Raw genomic sequence first — 20,956 nt, forward strand, 5'->3', positions numbered from 1 at the left:
ATAATATTGGATATATTATTTTTATATTATTTTTATATTATTTTTAAATCATTTAAATTATTTTTTTATATTTTTTTATATTTTTTATTTATTCTTTTATTACTCTTTAATTGTTTTATTATTACTTTTTATTTATTCATTTTTTGCATTTTCTTTGTTTTTTTATTATTTTCATAATAATAATAATTTTTTATAATTATAAAAGGCTATAATATCTTAATTTTACAATTATAACATTTCATAAACTTATTCTTTTAATTTAAGCTATCTTTTTAACTATTAATAAAACTTATATAATATGAAAAAAATATTATTTAATGATAGCTATTAACTGAATTTTAATAATTAGAAACATAAATATTTAAAATAATAATTTATGATATTAGATAAGGTGGATGGAATGGATTTAAATCTCAAAATTAATGATAAAGGGCATGCTGATATTGGTGGAGCAGATACTCTTGAGCTTGCAGAGGAATATGGAACTCCTTTGTATGTAATTGATGAAAATAGAATAAGAGATAATTATAAAAGAGTATATAATGCTTTTACTAAATATTATTCTGATTTTAAAATATTATATGCTTGTAAAGCTAATACTAATCTTTCTGTAATGAGAATACTAGAAGAAGAAGGTAGCTGTATTGATGCAGTTTCTCCTGGAGAAGTTTTTACTTCTTTAAAAACTGGATTTTCTCCAGAAAGAATTCTTTTCACTGGTAATAATGTTACTAATGATGAATTAAAATATATTGATGAAACTGGTGTTAGAATAAATTTAGATTCTATTTCTCAGTTAAAAAGATTAGCAGAAATTGTTAATCCTGAAGGATATAAAATTTCATTTAGAGTAAATCCTATGGTTGGTGCAGGACATCATGAACACTGTATCACTGGTGGAGAGATGAGCAAATTCGGTATCAAAGAAAGTGAGGCTGTAGAAGTTTATAATTTAGCTAAAGATATGGGATTTGAACCTATTGGGATGCATACTCATATTGGGTCTGGAATATTAGATCCAGAGCCTTTTAAACTTGCTACAACAGTTTTAATGGATATAGCTGGAAAAGTATCACAAGAAGCAGATATAGATTTTGAATTTTTAGATCTTGGTGGTGGTCTTGGAATACCTTATGAAGTGGATGAAAATTTACTTGATATTGACCCATTTGCAGAAGAAATTACTGGAATATTTAAATCAAAATTATCTGAATATGGGATGGATGGAATTAAACAACCTGCTATGTATATAGAACCTGGAAGGTATCTTGTTGGTGATACAACAGTTCTTCTAACTAGGGTCAATACTGTTAAAGAGAGTTATCGTAAGTTTATTGGTGTAGATTCTGGATTCAACACTCTTCTCCGTCCAGCAATGTATGGTTCATATCATCATATAGTTGTAGCTAATAAAGCAAATGAAACATCTGAAAATGGTGCAGAAATTGAAAAAGTTGATGTTGCAGGTAATGTATGTGAATCTGGAGATTTATTTGCAAGAGACAGACCTCTTCCTGTAATTGAAGAAGGAGACCTTCTTTCTATTATGAATGCTGGGGCTTATTCATTTTCAATGGCTTCTCAATATAATTCAAGACCAAGACCTGCTGAAATTCTTGTAAATAATGGTGAATCTGAAGTTATAAGAGAAAGAGAAACTTATGATGATTTATTTAGAAATCAAATCCTTCCTGAAAGATTAAAAAAATAATTGGGATTTATTTTTATAATAATGCAAAAATAAATGCAAAAAAATATTTATTGGAGAGATAAAATGGATTTATCAGGATTAAAATTCTCTAAAATGCATGGTCTTGGGAATGATTATGTTGTTATAAATGAATTCAATGAAGAAATAATTCCAGAAAATGAAAAGAATAGCTTTTCACTCGAAATTTGTAAAAGGGGATTTTCAGTCGGTGCCGATGGAGTGATTTTTGTTTGTCCTCCTACTGATGAAGGTCAAATAAAGTTTAGAATATTTAATGCCGATGGTAGTGAAGCAGAAATGTGTGGCAACGGTATTAGATGTTTTTCTAAATATGTATATGATAATGGTATCATTAAAAATAACAAAATTGATGTTGAGACTTTGGGTGGGTTGAAAAAAGTTGAAATAACTCCAAATGAGGAAAATAAGAATATATCTGATTTTTTTAAAGTAGATATGGGCATATCTACTTTTAAAACCTCTGAAATTCCAATGATAGCTGACACAGAAGAATTTTTGGATGAAAAATTGATAGTCAACAATGAAGAAATAGCTATGACTACTGTTAGTGTTGGAAATCCTCATTCTGTAATATTTGCAGAAAATACACAGGACATTGACTTAGATAATTATGGGCCTGCTATTGAAAATCATGAAGCCTTTCCTCAAAGGATTAATGTTCATTTTGTTGAAATATTGTCTAAAAATGAAATTAAGATTATTACTTGGGAAAGAGGTGCAGGTTTTACTTATGCGTGTGGGACTGGAGCTACTTCCTGTGCTTTAGCTGGATTTAAACTTGGTATATTAGATAATAATGTTTTGGTTCATCTTCCTGGTGGAGATTTGGAAATTGAAGTTTACGAAAAAGATGATGAGCTTGGAGCATTTATGAAAGGCGAAGCAAAATTAGTTTTTAATGGGGAAATGTTTTGAAAATATCCTTATTTCTAATTAATCCTTTAAATTAATTTTAATGATTTTTATTATTCATTAAATTTTCTTATATAGTATATTTTTTATAACAAATTTTTTTATTAATATATTATGATATAATGGTTTTTCCATATTTTCATGAATTCTTAAAAATCATAAAAAATATAAAAAGGCAAAATATATTAATACCTTCAATAAGAATATATTAATATTATCAAAGATAGGATAATTTTTCATAATTTTTATTTTAATATAAATTTTAAAAATACTTTTGAAATTATATCTATGATAGTGTAATTTTTAGATGTTATTATCTTTCCATTGATTAATAAATGTCTATATTACTATTTAATAAACTATAATTATACGAGGTTATTCAAATGCAAAGATCAAGAGGATCTAGAAGTAGATCAAGAAATAAAATGACTAAGGTTCCAAGACCTGGAAGATCTAATCCTATAACTAGGAAAATTCAAAAATTCAATAATGATGATTTAGTGCATATTATAATTGACCCTAGTGTACATAGAGGTCAACCACACACCAGATTCCATGGGAAAACTGCTAAAGTAATTGGATATAAAGGAAATGCTTATATTTTATCATTAAATGATGGTAATAAAGCTAAAGAATTGATTGTTAGGCCAGAACACTTAAAACCACAAGAGTGATTCTAATGATAGGGAAGAAAGCATTAGAAAATGAGCCAATTCCTGCAGCTAAAGTAAAAGAAATTTTAGAGGATTTCCAAGAAACTTATGAATTAAGTTATGAACAAAACTTAACATTGGATCATGTTACAAAATTTAACAAACTTTCTTTAGAAGATACTGAGGAATTGATAGAAAAATTAGAGGGTATTGTTAAGAAAAAGCATGCAGTAAGAATTGCTGATTTAATGCCTAAAGATTTATCTGATTTAAGGCTTTTATTTGCTAAAGAGAGAATTCCTATAAAAAAAGAAGAATTAGAAGATATTCTCTCTATTGTTGATGAATATAGGTTTGATGAATAAATTTAAAATTAATTCATTTAAGTTTAATAATTATCTAATAGTTTGTTTTTTTTAAATTTAGACTATTAGATTTTAAAATGCTCTTTATTATATATAATTTATATTAATTTTCGACTATATTTTTGATATATTTTTAGTTATATTAGATTTTTGATATATAATATAAAATTTATCTTGTAAATATGGGTATGCTCTCTTCTTTTTATTTTAATTTACTTATTTTTTATATTCAATACATCTTATGATTTTAACAATAATATTATTAAAAGTTTTCATGTATTAAATTTCCTTGAACTTTTTAAGTTTTTCATATCTATTTATTTAATATTTATTTAATATTTATTTAATATTTATTTAATATTTATTTATTATTAGCTAATGTATGTTTATGAATAAATAAATATCTTAAAATACTTTTTTATCTATGGAATTATTATTTTTAATATCTATAAATATTTTTAAATTATCATAATTATATTTTAACATTATTTAACATTTATAAAAATTTTTAAATATATTTTGCTAATTTATAATTATATAGAAAAGTATTAAATGTAATAGAAACAATATGAAGATAAGTATAACTTAATATATTCTAAATTTAAACAATTTTCACATAAAAATATCATAAAGATATTAATTTAACTATTATAAATAAAACTATTGTAAAAATTGAATTTAAATAAATAATTTCATAAATAATATAAAAATAATTTCATAAATAATTAAAACATAAATAATTTAAAAATAATTCAGAAATAATTCAAATATAATTTAAAATCTTAAAACTATCTATTGATTTATATAATTCAAAATCTATGCTTAATGTTGTGATTAAATGGAAGATGATGCAGTAATATTAGATTATTTGCCTTTAGGATATGTAAAAGAAAATATGTCTAACTTCAAAAAAAAGCCTGTTGCTCAGGCTATTGGAATTGAAAACTTTACCTTATTGGAATTAATTCCAAAAGACAATGTTGACTTAGAAATTCATGAAAATGTTTATATTGGTGCAGGAAAAAGAGATAAAATAAGTAGGGTTAAAGGTAAACTCGATTTTGAAAATTTAACTGCAACAAGTAGGATTGAGATTGATTATGTTATTAATGAAATAATAATGAGTCATGAAGATAAGTACATTAAATGGATTAATGAAGCAGGTCCATTGAGTACACGATTAAATAAATTAGAATTGTTGCCAGGCATAGGTAAAAAACATATGTGGGCTATAATTGAAGCAAGGGAAGAAAAACCATTTGAAAGTTTTGAAGATTTAAAGGAAAGGGTTCCTTTACTTAAAGACCCTGTAGATAGTATAGCTAAAAGAGTCAAGATGGAACTCGATACTACTCAACCAAAAAGAGGTAAAAATAAATATCGTGTTTTTACTCAAACTCCTAGAAGACAAGGTTCAAGAAATAGGGGACGACAAACAAGAAGTAAACCTAGAAAAAGAAATTAATAAATAACCATAATTTTATTTTTCTTTATATTTTTAATTCTTTTATTAGTATTTACCAAACATTTTTTTAAAAATTATTTTACTCAATTTTTAATTATTTAATTAGATAATTTAGTTAAATTTTCTTTTAAACTCAATAGTTTATAAATGATCATGATATATATTATTTTACCCAGATAATCACTTATATTATCATTTTCATGCTAGTTTTTAAATTAATTTATTTATCATGTTATTTATTTATAAAATATAAATTTTAAATATGAAATTAATAATTTAATAAATATTTAAAACAATATTATAAAATAAATAAAATAAATAAAAAATATTGTAAAATATATTTATATAACCATATTGGATTGAAGTGATATTTTGAAAAGTAATGAAGAAAATATAAATAAAAATTCTTTAGCTAATGAAACTAAAATAATACTTCAAAAACACGGTATTCGATTAAATAAAAATCTAGGTCAAAATTATTTAATTGATGATTTTAAGAGAAAAAAAATAATCAATTTCGCTGAAATTTCTAAAAGAGACACCATTCTTGAAGTTGGTCCAGGAATCGGAACACTAACAATAGAAATGTCTAAAAGTGCTAAAAAAATTATAGCTATTGAACAGGATAATAAAATATTTAAAATTTTATCTGAAAGAGTTAAGGATGAAGAAATTGATAATATAGAAATAATTAATGAAGATGCATTAAATGTTGACATATCTATCTTTTCAGAGTGTAATAAGATAGTTTCCAATTTGCCTTATCAAATCTCTTCTCCAATCACATTTAAGTTTTTAGAATTTGATTTTGATTTAGCTATCTTAATGTATCAAAAAGAATTTGCTAATCGTATGATTGCTAAAACTGGTGAAAAAAATTATTCAAGGCTTTCAGCAATGTTACATTTTAAAACTGATATTAAATTTTTGGATAATGTGTCTCCTCAATCTTTTATACCTCAACCAAAAATTTATTCCTCAGTTATCAAACTAACTCCTATAAAAAATGAAAAATATTTTTTAAATATGGAAAATGAAAGAGATTATTCAAAAATTTGTAAAGCAATTTTTCCTCATAAAAATAAGAAAATTAGGAATGCTTTAATCGATTCAAGGAATATTTTGGGATACAATGATAAAAAATCATTGAAATGCCTATTAGATTCTAATTCTAGTTTAGAGCCTTTTTTAGCTAAAAGAGCTGTAAAAACTTCTCCTGAAGAAATATTAGAATTGACTAATTTGATTAAACCAATTATAAAATTATAATTAATAAAATTTTTAATCATAATTAATAATGGATTGTTATCTAAGATAATCAAAACATGAATTTAAAGGGATATGGGGAATATAAAAACATTTTTGAGAAATATATAAAGAATTAAATGTTGGAGATAAAATATGGTTGTGGGGAAATAAATGAAAGTTGGAGAGTTTAATATTGAAACAGAAGATATGGTTTATGAACCATCAGATGATAGTTTTCTTTTAATCGATAATTTAAATATTAAAACTGGTGAAAAAGTTCTTGAAATAGGAACTGGATCGGGTATAGTTGCTATGTATGCATCAAAAATTGCTGATGAGGTTTTAGCTACGGATATTAATTTCAATGCTATTGAACTTGCAGAAAGAAATCTTTTAGCTAACAAAATTAAAAATGTAAAATTACTTTTTGGAGACTTGTTCGAACCAATAAAAGCAGATTTTGAAAGTGAACAAAATTTTGATGTTATTTTGTTTAATACTCCATATCTTCCAACAGATGAATGTGAAATTTTAGAAGATAATTTAAATTATGCTTTTGATGGAGGATTAGATGGAAGAAAAATAATCGATCCTTTTTTAGACCAAGTTAAAAATTATTTAAAGAAAGGGGGAAGAATTCAAATGATTCAATCTTCACTTTCTAATATTGAACAAACTTTATTAAAACTAGAAGAATTAGGATTTTTAACAGAAATTACAGCTAGTGAGAAGTTTTTCTTTGAAGAAATAGTTTTAATAACAGGTTTTTTAGATTAATTATATAATTATTAATATATAAAAATAAAATAAATAGCTAAATATATAAAATAACGGAAATATCAAATATATAAAAATAAAATAAATAGCTGAATATATAAAAATAAATGAAATTAAAATTTTCAAATTCGAAAATAAAAAAATAATAATGTATATGTTAATTACAATATTAATTAATTATATAATTCTAATCCAATTATAATTATATTTTTTTTTATCATATTTTTTTATTAAAAGTTAATTTTTTATTAAAATTAACCTGTAACAGTCACTTTTAACATTTTATCGCCTTGTTTTACGGAATTAACTATATCCATTCCAGATATAACTTTTCCAAAAACAGTATGGACTCCATCAAGGTGAGGTTGTGGGGAGTGAGTTATGAAAAATTGGCTTCCTCCAGTATCTTTCCCTGCATGTGCCATAGATAAAGCACCAGTTCCATGTTTATTATCATTTATTTCACATTTAATTGTGTAACCAGGGCCACCTGTCCCATTTCCTTTTGGACATCCGCCTTGGATTACAAAATCATCAATAACCCTATGGAATGTTAACCCGTCGTAAAATCCTTCTTTAGCTAATTTTTCAAAATTAGCAACAGTATTTGGTGCATCTTTTTCAAATAATTCTAATTCTATGTTACCTTTTTCAGTTTCAATTATTGCTTTTTTCATGATATCACAAATTTGATTTAATTTGAAATTTAATAATGTAAAATATTATTTTTATAAATATTTTATATATTTTTTAAGAATATTTTATAATATTTTTATAAATATATTATAATATTAAATTATTTTATATATTTTTCTAGATAATATTATAAACAGGTTTATTAAAAATATATCATTAAATATTATGTTTGTTATTGTATATTTAATTTTGTATTTTTGATTAAATTAAGTATAATTATATAAATGAATAAAAATAAAAATGTTATTTATATTGAGGAATAAGAATGAATAATAAGGAAATTATAGATTTAGATTCAAAATATATTATGCAAACTTATGGACGCCAACCAATTGCTTTAACTCATGGGGAAGGAGTTCTTATTTGGGATGCCGATGGAAATCAATATACTGATTTTTTTGCAGGGATAGCTGTAAATGCACTTGGTCAATCCCACCCAAAAATCATAGAAACTATTCAAAAACAAGCAGAAAAACTCATTCATGCTTCTAATGTATATTATACAGAAGAACAAGTAAAACTTGCAAAAAAATTAGTTGAAATAACCCTATTTGATAGAGTTTTTTATGCAAATAGTGGGGCTGAAGCTAATGAAGGAGCTATAAAGTTAGCTAGAAAATATACTGGTAAAGGAGAGATTATAGCTACAAATAATTCTTTTCATGGAAGAACTCTAGTCACTGTCACTGCTACTGGTCAGAATAAATATAAAGAACCTTTTAAACCACTGCCTCCAGGTTTTAAACATGTTCCTTTTGGGGATAGTAAAGCAATAGCTGATGCTATTAGTGAAGATACTGCAGGAATACTTATAGAAGCTATTCAGGGGGAAGGTGGAGTTATTGTTCCTCCAGAAAATTATTTAAAAGAAGTTGAAGCTATTTGTAGAGAGAAAGATGTTCTTCTTATTTTAGATGAAGTTCAAACAGGATTTGGTCGAACTGGTGAAATGTTTGCCTATGAATTGTATGGAATCAAACCAGATATTATGACAATAGCTAAAGCTTTGGGTAGTGGTTATCCTATTGGTGGAATTTTAGCTAGAGGAGAAGTAGCTAATGCTTTTGATTATGGGGATCATGGTTCAACTTTTGGAGGGAATCCTTTAGGATGTGCTGTTGCAATGACAGTTATTGATACAATAAAAGATGAAAATCTATTAGAAAACTCAAAAACAGTTGGAAAATATCTTAAAAATAAATTAAATCAATTAAAGGAAAAATATGATTTTATAATTGATGTTCGTGGCTCTGGTTTGTTCTTAGCTGTCGAAATTAATCGAGAATCAGCAGAATTTGCTAATAAAATGAGGGAAAAAGGATTTTTGATAAATTCAACAGCTGGAAATGTTCTAAGATTTGCGCCACCTCTTATAATAACTACTAATCATGTTGATCATATGATTGTAGCATTAGATGAAGTGTTTTCTGAGATTTAGATATTATTTTTATATAATAATATCTATTAATATTTAAATAGAAAGGATTATTAAAAATATTAAATTTTAAATATTATTAATAAAACCTAAAATACTGATGGATTTTATTTAATATTTCTCCAAAAATATAATTAACCTACTCCAATAACATCTAACTCTTTACAAATAGCTTTTGTTCCCAATATCTCACTAACACTTGGGGTTGTTCGATCATCATCACTTGAAATTAGTTCTTTTATATATAATCCACCTTGTGTTTTTACGGTCATTTCAAATTTCTTAGAAGTAAGGGGTTTAGTTGAAAGTTCTTTAACTTCTCGTTGTCTTATTTTGTCAGCTCTTCTATGAGCTACTCTTTGAGGAGTTTGTTGATCAATTATTGTTTTTTCTAATCTTTCTTTTAGTTTAGCTAATTGTTCATCACTAATATTATCCTCACATTCTACTAATGCACGATAAATTTTAAAGGTATCTGGAGATGAAACTTTAATTTCGGCCTTTTTTTTCCTATCTGTGTATTTTAAATCTATGTATTCTGTTTTTCCTTTTGAATGTTCATTAACTTCTTTAGCTAACTTTTGAAGATCTAATTTTCTAATTTTGGGTTCTTTTATTTCAAGAACAAATGGACGGCCTGTTCCAAGCATTTTTACATCAATATCTTCTCTTCCAGCACCATGAAACTTAGCTTCATATCCTCTTGTTTTATCTAGAAAAATTTCTGAAATTAACTCTTCTACAGACTCTTTATACATCTTTCCGGTTCCACCACATTCACTGCAACCTTTACCTTTACATTTTCTACAAGGCCATTTAGTTTGGGGAATACCACGAATTAATTTCCTGTATCTGCCCTCTATAAATATTGGATTTATCTGTATTCTTATTTTAATAGCTGATAAATCGTTTGATTCAGATTTTTGACTGTTATCATCATTATTATCTTTATTTTCCTGAATTAATTTTCTTAAATCAACCATAATTACAATATCTGGATTATCAAAATCTACTTCTTTATCTAACTCTTTTTCAAGTAATTTCCCTATTTCCCGATTAATTTCTTTTTTAATATTTTCAACATCTAAATCTAAAGCTTCATTTAACCATTCATCCCTATTTAATATTTCTTCAGGTATTTTTGATCCTATTAAAAATGTATCAAACTCTAAGTTTAGATAATCAATCTTCCCTTGGATTCTTTCTAAAATATTTCCATTTTTAATGTTTTCATCTATTTTAAATAGGATATCATTACATGTTTCACATTTTGTTTCTTCATCACCTTTTTTAGATTCAATAGAAATTTTTTCTCGAATTAATTTTCCTTTTTCCTCATTTCCATCAGTTTCTGAAGATTCAATCATATTTGAAAACTTTCTTCCAAGGCAACGATTACATATATTTCCATTATTTAGTTCAACAAGTTTATTTGCTTTTAAATGTACATTTTGGTCCATGATATCATTCTTTTTGAAAAATATTATTAGAAAATCATTTTATCTATTTCATTAATTATTATTTTATTAAATAAAATTAAAACTACTAATAATAATAATATATTTAATATTTGTAATATTTATTGAAATTAATTAAAATCAGCTTATTAAATTTAAATTATATATAAGGTAAAATATGGAATAAATAAAATTAAATTAATTATCTAAATTAATTATCTAAATTAATTATCTAAATTAATTATCTAAATCATTAATCAATGTCTTCGATTGTTGACTCAATTACAACTTTTCCATTAATAACATCTAATTTAACAAGGGTCATAAGTGAGGATCCAGTAGTTTCTTCTACAATAGCTTTACCATCACCTTTCTCAACAATAGCTATTGATTCAACTATTTCAACACCTAAATTTTGAAGAGCTTTAATAATGGCTATATAAGTTCCACCAGTACTTACAACATCATCAATAAGAAGAATTTTGTCTCCTTTTTTTAATGAGTTGATGTATAAATTTGCTTCACCATATCCTGTTTTTTGAAATACTGGAACTTCTCCAGTAAGCCCATATTCTCTTTTTCTAATAACTACAAATGGTATGCCTGTTTCAAGTGATAGGGCAGTAGCTAGATGAATCCCCATGGCTTCAACACAAACTATTCTGTCAATGTTTAAATTAGCTTTTTCTTTTATAATAGCTACTATTTCTTTCAATACTTCTGGCTTCATTTCAGGAATTCCGTCTGTTACTGGATGAACGAAATAATTGTATTCTCCTTTTTTTACAATTGGAGATTCTATTAATGTTTTTTTTAATTCTTCTAGCATTGTTTTTACCCCTTAATTTCATGAATAATATAGAATAATGATAATTAGATAAATTATGAATATATTATTTTTATTATTATTTTATTAATACTGAATTATAATCAAATTTTTATAGTATTAAATGTTATACTAATTTTATAGTCTAATTTTAAAATCATTAATTATTTATTTAAAGATAAATAAATATATTTTTATATATTATTATATTATAATTTTTATAATAATAATTATAATTTTTTTATAATAATATTATAATTTTTATAAATATTTATATATAAATATAAAATGCTATTAGTATAATAAATGTTAATGTTAGTGATTATAAGGTATATAACTATTTAGTATTTTATAAGAGTTATATAATTAATATTTTTTAAATATTTCATAATTTTCAAAAACTTCAAGTTTTTGACAGTTTCGTATTTTAATTATTATTTATTTAGTATTTACAATTTTATTATTAATTTATAATCAAAAATCCTGGTCTGGTGATTAAATGTTAGGAAATTTAGGGAAAAGTCTTACTAATACAATGAAAAAATTAGCAGGAATGACCGTCATCGATGAGAAAACTATTAAAGAAGTTGTTAAAGACATTCAAAGAGCTTTAATTCAGTCTGATGTTAACATATCTTTAGTATTAAAATTATCAAAAAGAATTGAGGATAGAGCCCTTAATGAAAAACCACCAAAAGGAATTACTCCACGTGAACATGTTATCACTATTGTTTATGAGGAAATGGTAAACCTTCTTGGAAGTGAGCCACATGAACTTGAAATAGTTGATAAACCTTTTAAAATAATGTTCTTAGGTTTACAAGGAAGTGGTAAAACAACAACTATTGGAAAATTATGTAGATTTTTACAGAAAAAAGGTTTTTCACCAGCTGTTGTTTCTACAGATACTTGGAGGCCAGCTGCTTATGAACAACTAAAACAGCTAACTGAAGAAATGCAAATATCTCTTTATGGCGATCCTAACAATAAAGATGCTGTTGATTTAGCTGAAAAAGGACTTAAAAAATTTAAAAATCAAAAAATAATTATTTTTGATACTGCAGGAAGACATAAAGAGGAAAAAGACCTTCTTGAAGAAATGGAAAAACTTTCGTCTGTAATAGAACCAAATGAAGCTATGTTAGTCATCGATGGAACTATTGGTCAACAGGCTGGAGAACAAGCTAAAGCATTTGCAACTACTACTGATGTTGGTTCAATTGTAATCACAAAACTTGATGGTTCTGCTAAAGGTGGAGGTGCTCTTTCAGCTGTTGCTGAAATTGGCGCTCCAATTAAATTCATTGGTACTGGTGAAAGAATAGATGACTTCGAAGTTTTTGACCCTGAAAGATTTATTTCACGTTTACTTGGAATGGGCGATATTAGAAGTCTAATTGAAAAAGCTGAAGAAGTTGTGGATGAAGATGTAGCTGCAGAAACAATGAATGCTATGTTAAGTGGTAAATTCACAATAAAAGATATGGAAAATCAATTTGAGATGATGAATAAAATGGGTCCAATGAAACAAATTATGAACATGATTCCTGGGCTTGGTGGAAAAATACCTAAAGAAGCTTCTCAAATGACTGAAGATAAAATAAACAAATATAAAATTATAATGTCTTCTATGAGCAACTATGAAAAAGAAAATCCAAAAGTCATTAAACAGTCTAGGGTAATGAGAATTGCAAAAGGCTCTGGAGTTAAAAATGAAGAGGTTAAAGAGCTTTTAAAGTATTATAATAATACAAAAAAGGCAATGAAAGGTATAGGTAAACGTGGAATGGGCGGAGGATCTATGGGTCGTCTGATGGGTCAATTTATGAGATAATTTTTTTCTATGAATTTTCCTTATTTTTTCTCATTTTTCATGATTTTTAAATTTATTATAATGTCGATTTAATATGTCACTATATGATATGAATATTCAAAAAGCTGTAAATGCTATTAAAAAAAGAAATGCTAAAAATATTGGGCTTCAATTTCCAGAGGGTCTTAAAACTCAGGGAATAAATATTGCAAAGATTCTTGAAAAGGAAACTGGGGCAAATATTATAATTTCTGGAGATCCTTGTTTTGGGGCTTGTGATGTAAGTGATAACAAAATGGGGGATATTGTTGATTTAATTATTCATTATGCACATACTCCTCTTCCAATTAATTATAATGTTCCGATATTATTTATTGAGGCATATTCAAGTGTTGATATTTATAAATCTCTTGATGAATCTCTCGATTTAATAAAAGATTATTCAAAAATCGCTATAGCAACTACAACACAACATTTAAATCTAATAGATGAAATAAAAGATTATTTAGAGGATAATGGAAAAGAAATTGTTTTTGGATCTTCTAAAAGTACTCTTAAGGGCCAGGTATTAGGTTGTAATTTTTCTTCTATAAAAAATCTTGATGCTGATGCATTTCTTTTTGTAGGTAGTGGAAACTTTCATCCATTAGGTATTCATCTTTTTACTAAATCTCCTGTAATAGCAGCAGACCCTTACATGGGTGAGGCTAGAAATATAGAAGAATTTGCCGATAAAATTTTAAGAATAAGGTTCGCAAGAATAACCAAGGCAAAAGATGCAAAGAAATGGGGTATATTAATCTCTTCTAAAGAAGGGCAATATAGGTTTGAATTGGCCAAAAAAATAAAGAAGGAACTTAACAATGATGGAATGGAGGCTTATTTTATAATGATAGATAATATAACTCCTGATTCATTATTGCATTACATGGATTTAGATGCCTTTGTAGTTACAGCTTGTCCAAGAATCGCTATTGATGACTCTCAAATGTATAAAAAACCATTAATAACTCCTCAAGAATTGGAAATTGTTCTTGATAAAAGGAAATGGGAAAATTATCAACTTGATGAGATATTATTCCATGAAAAAGATAAATATTAATTTTTTAGATAATTAATTTAGTATTATCAGATAATTAATTTATTATTATTAGATAATTAATTTAGTATTATTAGATAATTAATTTACTATTATAAGATAATTAATTTGATATATAATTTAAAATTTGTTTGTTAAATGTTTTATATAAAATCTTTAGTTTATACACAATTAATATATATGATGAAATTCAAAATTTATAACTTGCAACAGTATATTATGTAGAAATAAATTTTATAGAAATATATTTATAGAAATAAATTTTAAAAATTCTATATACTAAAAAATTTAATGCAATCAAAAATTTAATCTAATTCCGTTGAATATAATTAAAAATAAAGATATCAAGGGGTTTATTTTATTATCTATCTTATTAAATTTCATTAAAATTCTTATTTTTAGAGGTATAAACATGAAAGTAAAATCTGGAGACTTTGTAATGCCGGGAGATATTCTTGGTGTTAGTGAACAATTTTTGCCTGATAAATGGACTTATGATGATGAAGGTTATATAAGAGCATCTGTTTTAGGAACAGTTGATATTAATTCTTCGAATAAAAAAGTTTCAATACTTCCATCTTCAGGGAATCCTGCAGTTTTAAATGTAGGCGATAGTGTCTATGGGGAAATTACTGATGTTCGTGGTCAAAGAGCAATGATAAATGTTCAAAAAATGAAAAATAATGATAGAAAATTGGCTCTTCCTTATATGGCAGCAATACATATATCTCAGGTTAAAAAAGGATATTTGGATAAATTAACTGATGCCTTTAGAATTGGAGATATTATTGAAGCTAAAGTATCAAAAATAATGGGAGATAATTTAGACCTTAATACTGAAAATGAGGAAGATGGTGTTGTAAAAGCTATGTGTACTCGTTGCCGCGCATATATGATACCAACTGGTAGAAAAGATGAAGTTTACTGTGAAGTCTGTGATAAAAAAGAAAAAAGAAAGATTTCTACAAACTATGATTGCTGAGGAATAAAAAGAACTTTTGAGATTTTTATATTAGTAATTTTTTGCATAAATTTTTCATTTATGATGTTTCTAGAATATTTCTCATAATTTGTTATATTTTTGATTAATTTTAAATATACATTTTTTATTAAATAAGATTTTTATTAACTGATATTTTTATTAAATAAGATTTTTATTAACCGATATTTTTATTTACTGAATTAAATTAATAATATTTCTATTAGTAATTTTTATATTACTTATTATTTAATTTATTTTAGCTATTATTTATTGATGATTTATAGGATGATAAGATGGATGATATTGAGATTTTAAGAAGTACAAAATTAGAACTTGAGATAATGATTCCTGGTGAAAGCCATACCATTTGTAATGCTCTGAGAAAAATTCTCATGGAAGATGAAGATGTTGATTATGCTGTTTATGGTATTGACCACCCTTTAATTGGTGAGCCAATAATAACAATCAAAGTTAAAAGAACTAAAGATCCTAAAAAAGCACTATTAAAAGCTTCAAATCAATTAAAAGAACAATCAAACGAGTTTAAAAAACTCGTAGAAGCAATATAATTGTGTATTTCAATTGATAATATATTATTGATTATATATTATTGATTTGTATTTTATTTTAGGTTAGTAAATATTCTATTTAGTTTAATTTAACTATTATTTATTATTGGCTTAAGTTTATTGTTAGCTAATATTTTATTATTATGTGCTATTTATATTATTTTTAATTTTTCCAATTATTTTTTTTATATTGTGTAAATCATATTTTGGTTTATAATTAATGTTTGTTGGGATATAATTGTCTGATTACAAAAAACCTTCTATAACTGTTGATATAATTATTTTTAATGAAAATCATAATGATTTTAGAAAATCAATTAGAAATAATGAATTTATTTTAATTAAAAGGAAAAACAGCCCATACAAAGATCACTGGGCAATTCCTGGCGGATTTGTTGATTATGGGGAATCAGTTGAATGTGCTGCTTTAAGAGAAGCTAAAGAAGAAACAGGGATTGATATTAAAATTTGTGAATTGTTTGGTGTTTATTCTGATCCAAAAAGGGATCCTAGGGGCCATACAATAACTATTGTTTATTTGGCTATGGGGAATTTTGATAATATAAAAGCAGGTAGTGATGCTTCAGATTCATTTATTTCATCATTTAATGATATAATTAACCTTGATCTTGCTTTTGACCATAATAAGATATTATCTGATGTTTTCAATAGATTAAAATGATTTCATACTAATATAAATTTATAAAATTCTCCAATAATCAATTTTTCATGTAATTATATTAACCATTAATTAAATTTAATAGGAATAAATTAATATAATATAACCAATTAAAATATAACAAAATTAATATATAAAAAAATTTTAACAGTAGAATTTTAATGGAATTAAACTTTCAATATAAAAATTTTTTAAATAAAATTTTTTAAGTTTTAATATAGATAATACTTTTAATAATTTCAAATATTATTCATATTTATTAATTATATATTATTTTGGGATTTTAGGATTATTATTAAAAATTATATTATTAGGAGGAATATTATGGAGTTTTGTCCTAAATGTGGGGCTATGATGCTTCCAAATGGTGATAAATTTCAATGTAAATGTGGATATTCAAAGGATTTAACTGAGGAAGATGCTAGTCAATATGAGGTTAATGAAAAAGTTGATGCAAAAGATAATGTAATAATGAAAGGGGAAGAAATTAACACACTCCCTACAACAAAAGCTACATGCCCTAAATGTGGACATGAAAAAGCTTCTTGGTGGTTACAACAGACTCGTAGTGCTGATGAAGCAGAAACTAGATTTTTAAGGTGTTTAAATTGTAAACATACTTGGAGAGAGTATGATTAATTATTTATCTTAGAATTATTAGCTTTTATTAATTTTTCAGTTACATATATTAATTTATCTTGTTTTATATTAAATGAGGTATGTTTCTAATAATTAAATTCATATTCATTTTTTTATTTTAACTATTTATTCTTTTTAAAATACTATTTTTTTTCATTAAATAGTCAATTTTATATTTTTCCCTATTGGGAATTACAATTTATTTGATTTTATTGTTATATACTGGTTAAATTTCAATTTAGACTTATTAGCTAAAATATTAATTATTAAATATTAAAAATTTAAATATAAAAAAATTTTATCAATAATTAATTTTATCAATAATTAATTTTATTATTTTAATTATTATAGATATGAAAAATTGCCACTATTATCATTATATGAGAATTTATTTAATATTTCAATATAATTTATGCTATTGATTTATATATCATAAGTTTTTATAGTTAATTAAAAACTAATATATTGTTCTAAATATATTTTTAAAAAATTTTTTAAAAAATTTAGTTTATATTAAAAAATAATCATATTTAATGGTATTTTAAAAAATAATAAATATTTTAAAATTTTGTTGAGGAAATCCAATGGCTGATTCCAAAAAAAATTCTGATGATGAATCAATTTTTGATAAAGTTGTTTCATCTATTAATAAAATTGATGAATTTGATAATGAAAATAAATCAGATGAAGAAAAAAAAGAAGTCAATAATGAAAAAAAAGAGAAAAATTCTGATGATGAACTTTTTTTAACTTCTAAAACAGACGAAATTCTTTCAAATGATTTTAAACGTAAATTCCCATTTTTAGCAATAATTGGTATTGTATTGGGCATAATTATTATTTTAGCAGGTATTTTTCTTATTTTAGGTGCTTCTGAAAGAGTTGTTGATAGTGTTGCATCAGGTGAGACTGGAACATTAGCTATTTTTGTAATATTTTTGGGAATTGTGATATTGGGGGCATCATCACTTGTAATTTTATCAAAAAATAGTCCTATTTCTGATAAACTTGATAATTTAGAGGATTTAAAATTATTGGATGAGGATGAGGATTCAAAAAGAAAAAATAATTCAAAAAATAAGGATTCGGATGAAACTGTTGATAAATCTAAAGGTGAATATGCTGATTTAGATAATGAAACAAAAAGAACTTCCAAATTAAATAATTCCGATGATTTTAAAAAGTTTAAAGAACTTGATGAAGATGGAAACGAAATTTCAAGTAATGATGGGGAAAATAATGATAAAAAATATGATATTTTAGATATTGATGGAGAATTATCTAATTCAACTCATGCCAAATCTGATTCTCATGATGATGAAGGATCTAATGAGCATTTAATTCAAGATACCAATGACATTAATTTAACAGATGGCAAAATTATTTCAAAAGAAGATTCTAACGAAATTTCATCAAATAATACTTCTTTAAATGTTGATTCTGATAATGATATTAAAAATAAAGAACATAAAAAAGAAAATTCTGATGAATAATTAATTATAAATTATCATATTGTCTTATATTTTTTAAATTATTCTATTTAGATTATATTTTTGAATTATAAAATTTATTTTATAATTTATAAATTATATCATTTATTTTATAATTTTTGATAAATTAGATAAATATAATTAGTATATTATAAATTTTTAAATTATATTATCGATTTTGAAAATTTAAATTCTAATTCATAAAACTTTAAAAATCTATATATCTATAAATATGATGAAGAACTATCATATATATACATTATACATGGTGAATAACATTGAACACATTGTTATCAATAGATTAGAATAATTATTATATATATTAAAATTATCCTACCTATATTAAAAATGGATTTATATTAAAATAATTTTTTTATTTATTATTAAATACAAGTTAATGTTATTTAAAGTCTTAAAACAGTTAAAGAGATGATTTTAAAATGTTTAAAGCGGAATTAAGTAATCCCAATATTTTAAAAACAAGTTTTGATGCTATTTCATCTATTGTTGATGAAGTACAAATTCAAACTGATAGTGAAGGCATTAGATTGGATGCCCTAGATCGTAGTCATATCACATTTGTTCATTTAGAACTCAAATCAACTTTATTTGATGAATATGTATGTGATGAACCAGAAAAAATCAATATAGATACTGATGAGTTTGTTAAAGTTTTAAAACGTTCTAAAAGTGATGATAGAGTAATAATGTCTCTTGATGAAGGAAGTTTCATTATAACTTTTGAAGGAGAAGCTAAAAGAACTTTTAAAATCAGATTAATTGATATAGATCAGGAACCACCATCACCTCCAAAATTAGACCACCCAACTCAATTTGAGATTCCATTTGCCCTTTTAAAAGATTCTATTGCTGATATTGATATATTTTCAGACAAAATATCTTTAAAAGTAGATAATGAATACTTTAGGGCTGGTGCTGAGGGTGAATTTGGAGATGCGAATATTGAATATTTGCATGGAGAAAAAATCGAAAATGATGCTAAATCTGTATTTTCTCTTGAAAAAATTAGGGAAATGTTAAAAGCAGATAAATTTTCTGATATTGCTGTCATTAAACTTGGAGATGACATGCCTCTTGATCTTAAACTTAAAATGATTTCTGATGATGGAGAACTTAGTTTTTTACTTGCTCCAAGAATAGAAGCTGAAGATTAGCTCAGTTTCTAATTTACATTTTATTTGTTTCATTTTTGCTTTATTTATTTAATTATTTTATTTTAACTCATTTAATTTTTTTAATTCAGCATATGGTGGTGTTTAATACTGCTTTTATTGAATTTAGATTTATTGGATAAATATTTATTATAATTTGAATTTTTAAAATTAATTTCAAAATATAAAAATATTTTAATATGCACAATTTAATAAATGTTAAAATTTAATCCTAATATAAGAATATAATTTTCATAAATAAATAAAATATAAAAATTATATTAAATAATATTAAAAATAAATTAGAGATGATTACTTTTGGAAGATCAATTTTTTGCTAAATTACGTGAAATACAAAGAAAAGAACGTGCAAATAGTTCATTAGCTAGGGTAGGGACTGATTTTTATAAAAGAACTCATAGATATTTAGATAATATTAGGGAAATTGCTGTAAATGATCCTTTTTCTGAAGAAAGTGACTTATTAAAGAATGCTCAAAGAGTAGCTACTGAAATTTGTGAGATTAGAGAACATAAGATTGCTGATGCAGCTGTCATGAATATACATAGATCTTATCATCTTTTTCAGGGGAAACCCCAATTCGATTTAATTGATACAACACCTCTAAACATTACTGATGAGGAGGAAAAACTCTATTTTTCATTTGTCGATGTTTTAAAAGCTCATAGAAGATCTATATCTTTAGATGAATTAACAACTGATGATAATATTCAGGTAAATAATTTGGATTCTGAATCTAATTCAGAGGCTAATTCTAATGCTAAATCTGACTCACTAAATAAAGATTCTAAAAAAATTAATAATGATAATATTTCAGATTATAGTTCAGATAGTATAATAGATAATAATAAAGTTATTACTAATAATAATGATAATAAAGTTATTACTAATAATAATGATAATAAAGTTATTACTAATAATAATGA

The 20,956-nt window shown here is 24.5% G+C and carries 20 protein-coding genes; 17 read left to right on the forward strand and 3 right to left on the reverse strand.

Annotated features, from left to right (window positions below; all coding sequences use genetic code 11):
* Positions 1-400: 400 nt before the first annotated feature.
* The 7 genes from lysA (at position 401) to Q0087_RS09370 (ending at position 7,152) form a co-directional block, all read left to right on the forward strand.
* Positions 401-1,711 carry a diaminopimelate decarboxylase gene (lysA, locus tag Q0087_RS09340; RefSeq protein WP_297899826.1) on the forward strand — a complete coding sequence of 437 codons (1,311 nt, stop codon included), beginning with the start codon at positions 401-403 and terminating at the stop codon, positions 1,709-1,711.
* A gap of 63 nt (positions 1,712-1,774) precedes the next feature.
* Positions 1,775-2,647: a diaminopimelate epimerase gene (gene dapF, locus Q0087_RS09345; RefSeq protein WP_297899790.1), complete on the forward strand. Its 873-nt coding sequence runs from the start codon at positions 1,775-1,777 to the stop codon at positions 2,645-2,647.
* Positions 2,648-3,027: 380 nt separating this feature from the next.
* Complete coding sequence (locus Q0087_RS09350) at positions 3,028-3,318, forward strand: 50S ribosomal protein L21e (RefSeq protein ID WP_297899792.1); 291 nt, start codon at positions 3,028-3,030, stop codon at positions 3,316-3,318.
* 5 nt (positions 3,319-3,323) lie between these two features.
* Positions 3,324-3,662, forward strand: coding sequence for an RNA polymerase Rpb4 family protein (locus tag Q0087_RS09355; RefSeq protein ID WP_297899794.1), 339 nt, complete (start codon positions 3,324-3,326; stop codon positions 3,660-3,662).
* An 838-nt stretch (positions 3,663-4,500) separates the two neighbouring features.
* The gene (locus Q0087_RS09360; protein ID WP_297899796.1) at positions 4,501-5,127 is read left to right on the forward strand and encodes a DUF655 domain-containing protein; all 627 of its coding nucleotides are present in this window, start codon (positions 4,501-4,503) and stop codon (positions 5,125-5,127) included.
* Between the two features lie 372 nt (positions 5,128-5,499).
* Positions 5,500-6,396 carry a 16S rRNA (adenine(1518)-N(6)/adenine(1519)-N(6))-dimethyltransferase RsmA gene (gene rsmA, locus Q0087_RS09365; protein WP_297899798.1) on the forward strand — a complete coding sequence of 299 codons (897 nt, stop codon included), beginning with the start codon at positions 5,500-5,502 and terminating at the stop codon, positions 6,394-6,396.
* A gap of 150 nt (positions 6,397-6,546) precedes the next feature.
* Entirely contained in the window at positions 6,547-7,152 is a 606-nt protein-coding gene (locus tag Q0087_RS09370; protein ID WP_297899800.1) for a HemK2/MTQ2 family protein methyltransferase, read from the forward strand.
* Between the two features lie 254 nt (positions 7,153-7,406).
* On the opposite strand, the gene Q0087_RS09375 is transcribed toward Q0087_RS09370, so the two are convergent.
* Positions 7,407-7,829 (reverse strand): peptidylprolyl isomerase, encoded by a 423-nt coding sequence (locus Q0087_RS09375; RefSeq protein ID WP_297899801.1) that lies wholly within the window; start codon positions 7,827-7,829, stop codon positions 7,407-7,409.
* Positions 7,830-8,113: 284 nt separating this feature from the next.
* Here Q0087_RS09375 and Q0087_RS09380 point away from each other — a divergent pair, with 284 nt between their 5' ends.
* Positions 8,114-9,286 (forward strand): acetylornithine transaminase, encoded by a 1,173-nt coding sequence (locus Q0087_RS09380; RefSeq protein WP_297899803.1) that lies wholly within the window; start codon positions 8,114-8,116, stop codon positions 9,284-9,286.
* A gap of 131 nt (positions 9,287-9,417) precedes the next feature.
* Here the strand turns inward: Q0087_RS09380 and Q0087_RS09385 are convergent, their stop codons facing one another.
* Positions 9,418-10,743, reverse strand: a complete 1,326-nt coding sequence (locus tag Q0087_RS09385) for a tRNA pseudouridine(54/55) synthase Pus10 (RefSeq protein ID WP_297899805.1) — start codon at positions 10,741-10,743, stop codon at positions 9,418-9,420.
* Between the two features lie 250 nt (positions 10,744-10,993).
* Positions 10,994-11,569 carry a hypoxanthine/guanine phosphoribosyltransferase gene (gene hpt / locus Q0087_RS09390; RefSeq protein WP_297899807.1) on the reverse strand — a complete coding sequence of 192 codons (576 nt, stop codon included), beginning with the start codon at positions 11,567-11,569 and terminating at the stop codon, positions 10,994-10,996.
* 496 nt (positions 11,570-12,065) lie between these two features.
* On the opposite strand from hpt, the gene Q0087_RS09395 reads away from it, so the two are divergent.
* The 9 genes from Q0087_RS09395 to Q0087_RS09435 form a co-directional block, all read left to right on the forward strand.
* On the forward strand, positions 12,066-13,400 hold the full coding sequence (locus Q0087_RS09395; protein WP_297899809.1) for a signal recognition particle protein Srp54: 1,335 nt from the start codon (positions 12,066-12,068) through the stop codon (positions 13,398-13,400).
* A gap of 73 nt (positions 13,401-13,473) precedes the next feature.
* Positions 13,474-14,481, forward strand: coding sequence for a diphthamide biosynthesis enzyme Dph2 (dph2, locus tag Q0087_RS09400; RefSeq protein ID WP_297899810.1), 1,008 nt, complete (start codon positions 13,474-13,476; stop codon positions 14,479-14,481).
* A gap of 409 nt (positions 14,482-14,890) precedes the next feature.
* Positions 14,891-15,460: an exosome complex RNA-binding protein Csl4 gene (locus Q0087_RS09405; protein ID WP_297899812.1), complete on the forward strand. Its 570-nt coding sequence runs from the start codon at positions 14,891-14,893 to the stop codon at positions 15,458-15,460.
* A gap of 293 nt (positions 15,461-15,753) precedes the next feature.
* Entirely contained in the window at positions 15,754-16,029 is a 276-nt protein-coding gene (locus Q0087_RS09410; protein WP_297899814.1) for a DNA-directed RNA polymerase subunit L, read from the forward strand.
* A gap of 238 nt (positions 16,030-16,267) precedes the next feature.
* Positions 16,268-16,711 carry an NUDIX hydrolase gene (locus Q0087_RS09415; protein ID WP_297899816.1) on the forward strand — a complete coding sequence of 148 codons (444 nt, stop codon included), beginning with the start codon at positions 16,268-16,270 and terminating at the stop codon, positions 16,709-16,711.
* Between the two features lie 321 nt (positions 16,712-17,032).
* Positions 17,033-17,347 carry a transcription factor S gene (locus Q0087_RS09420; protein WP_297899818.1) on the forward strand — a complete coding sequence of 105 codons (315 nt, stop codon included), beginning with the start codon at positions 17,033-17,035 and terminating at the stop codon, positions 17,345-17,347.
* Positions 17,348-17,931: 584 nt separating this feature from the next.
* A complete protein-coding gene (locus tag Q0087_RS09425) occupies positions 17,932-18,840 on the forward strand; it encodes a hypothetical protein (RefSeq protein ID WP_297899820.1) in 909 nt (302 codons plus the stop codon).
* A gap of 437 nt (positions 18,841-19,277) precedes the next feature.
* A complete protein-coding gene (gene pcn, locus Q0087_RS09430; RefSeq protein ID WP_297899822.1) occupies positions 19,278-20,012 on the forward strand; it encodes a proliferating cell nuclear antigen (pcna) in 735 nt (244 codons plus the stop codon).
* A 315-nt stretch (positions 20,013-20,327) separates the two neighbouring features.
* Positions 20,328-20,956: hypothetical protein (locus Q0087_RS09435; protein ID WP_297899824.1), on the forward strand; the 629-nt coding region annotated here is incomplete at its 3' end.

Source organism: uncultured Methanobrevibacter sp., from assembly GCF_937881195.1.
Lineage (GTDB): Archaea > Methanobacteriota > Methanobacteria > Methanobacteriales > Methanobacteriaceae > Methanobinarius.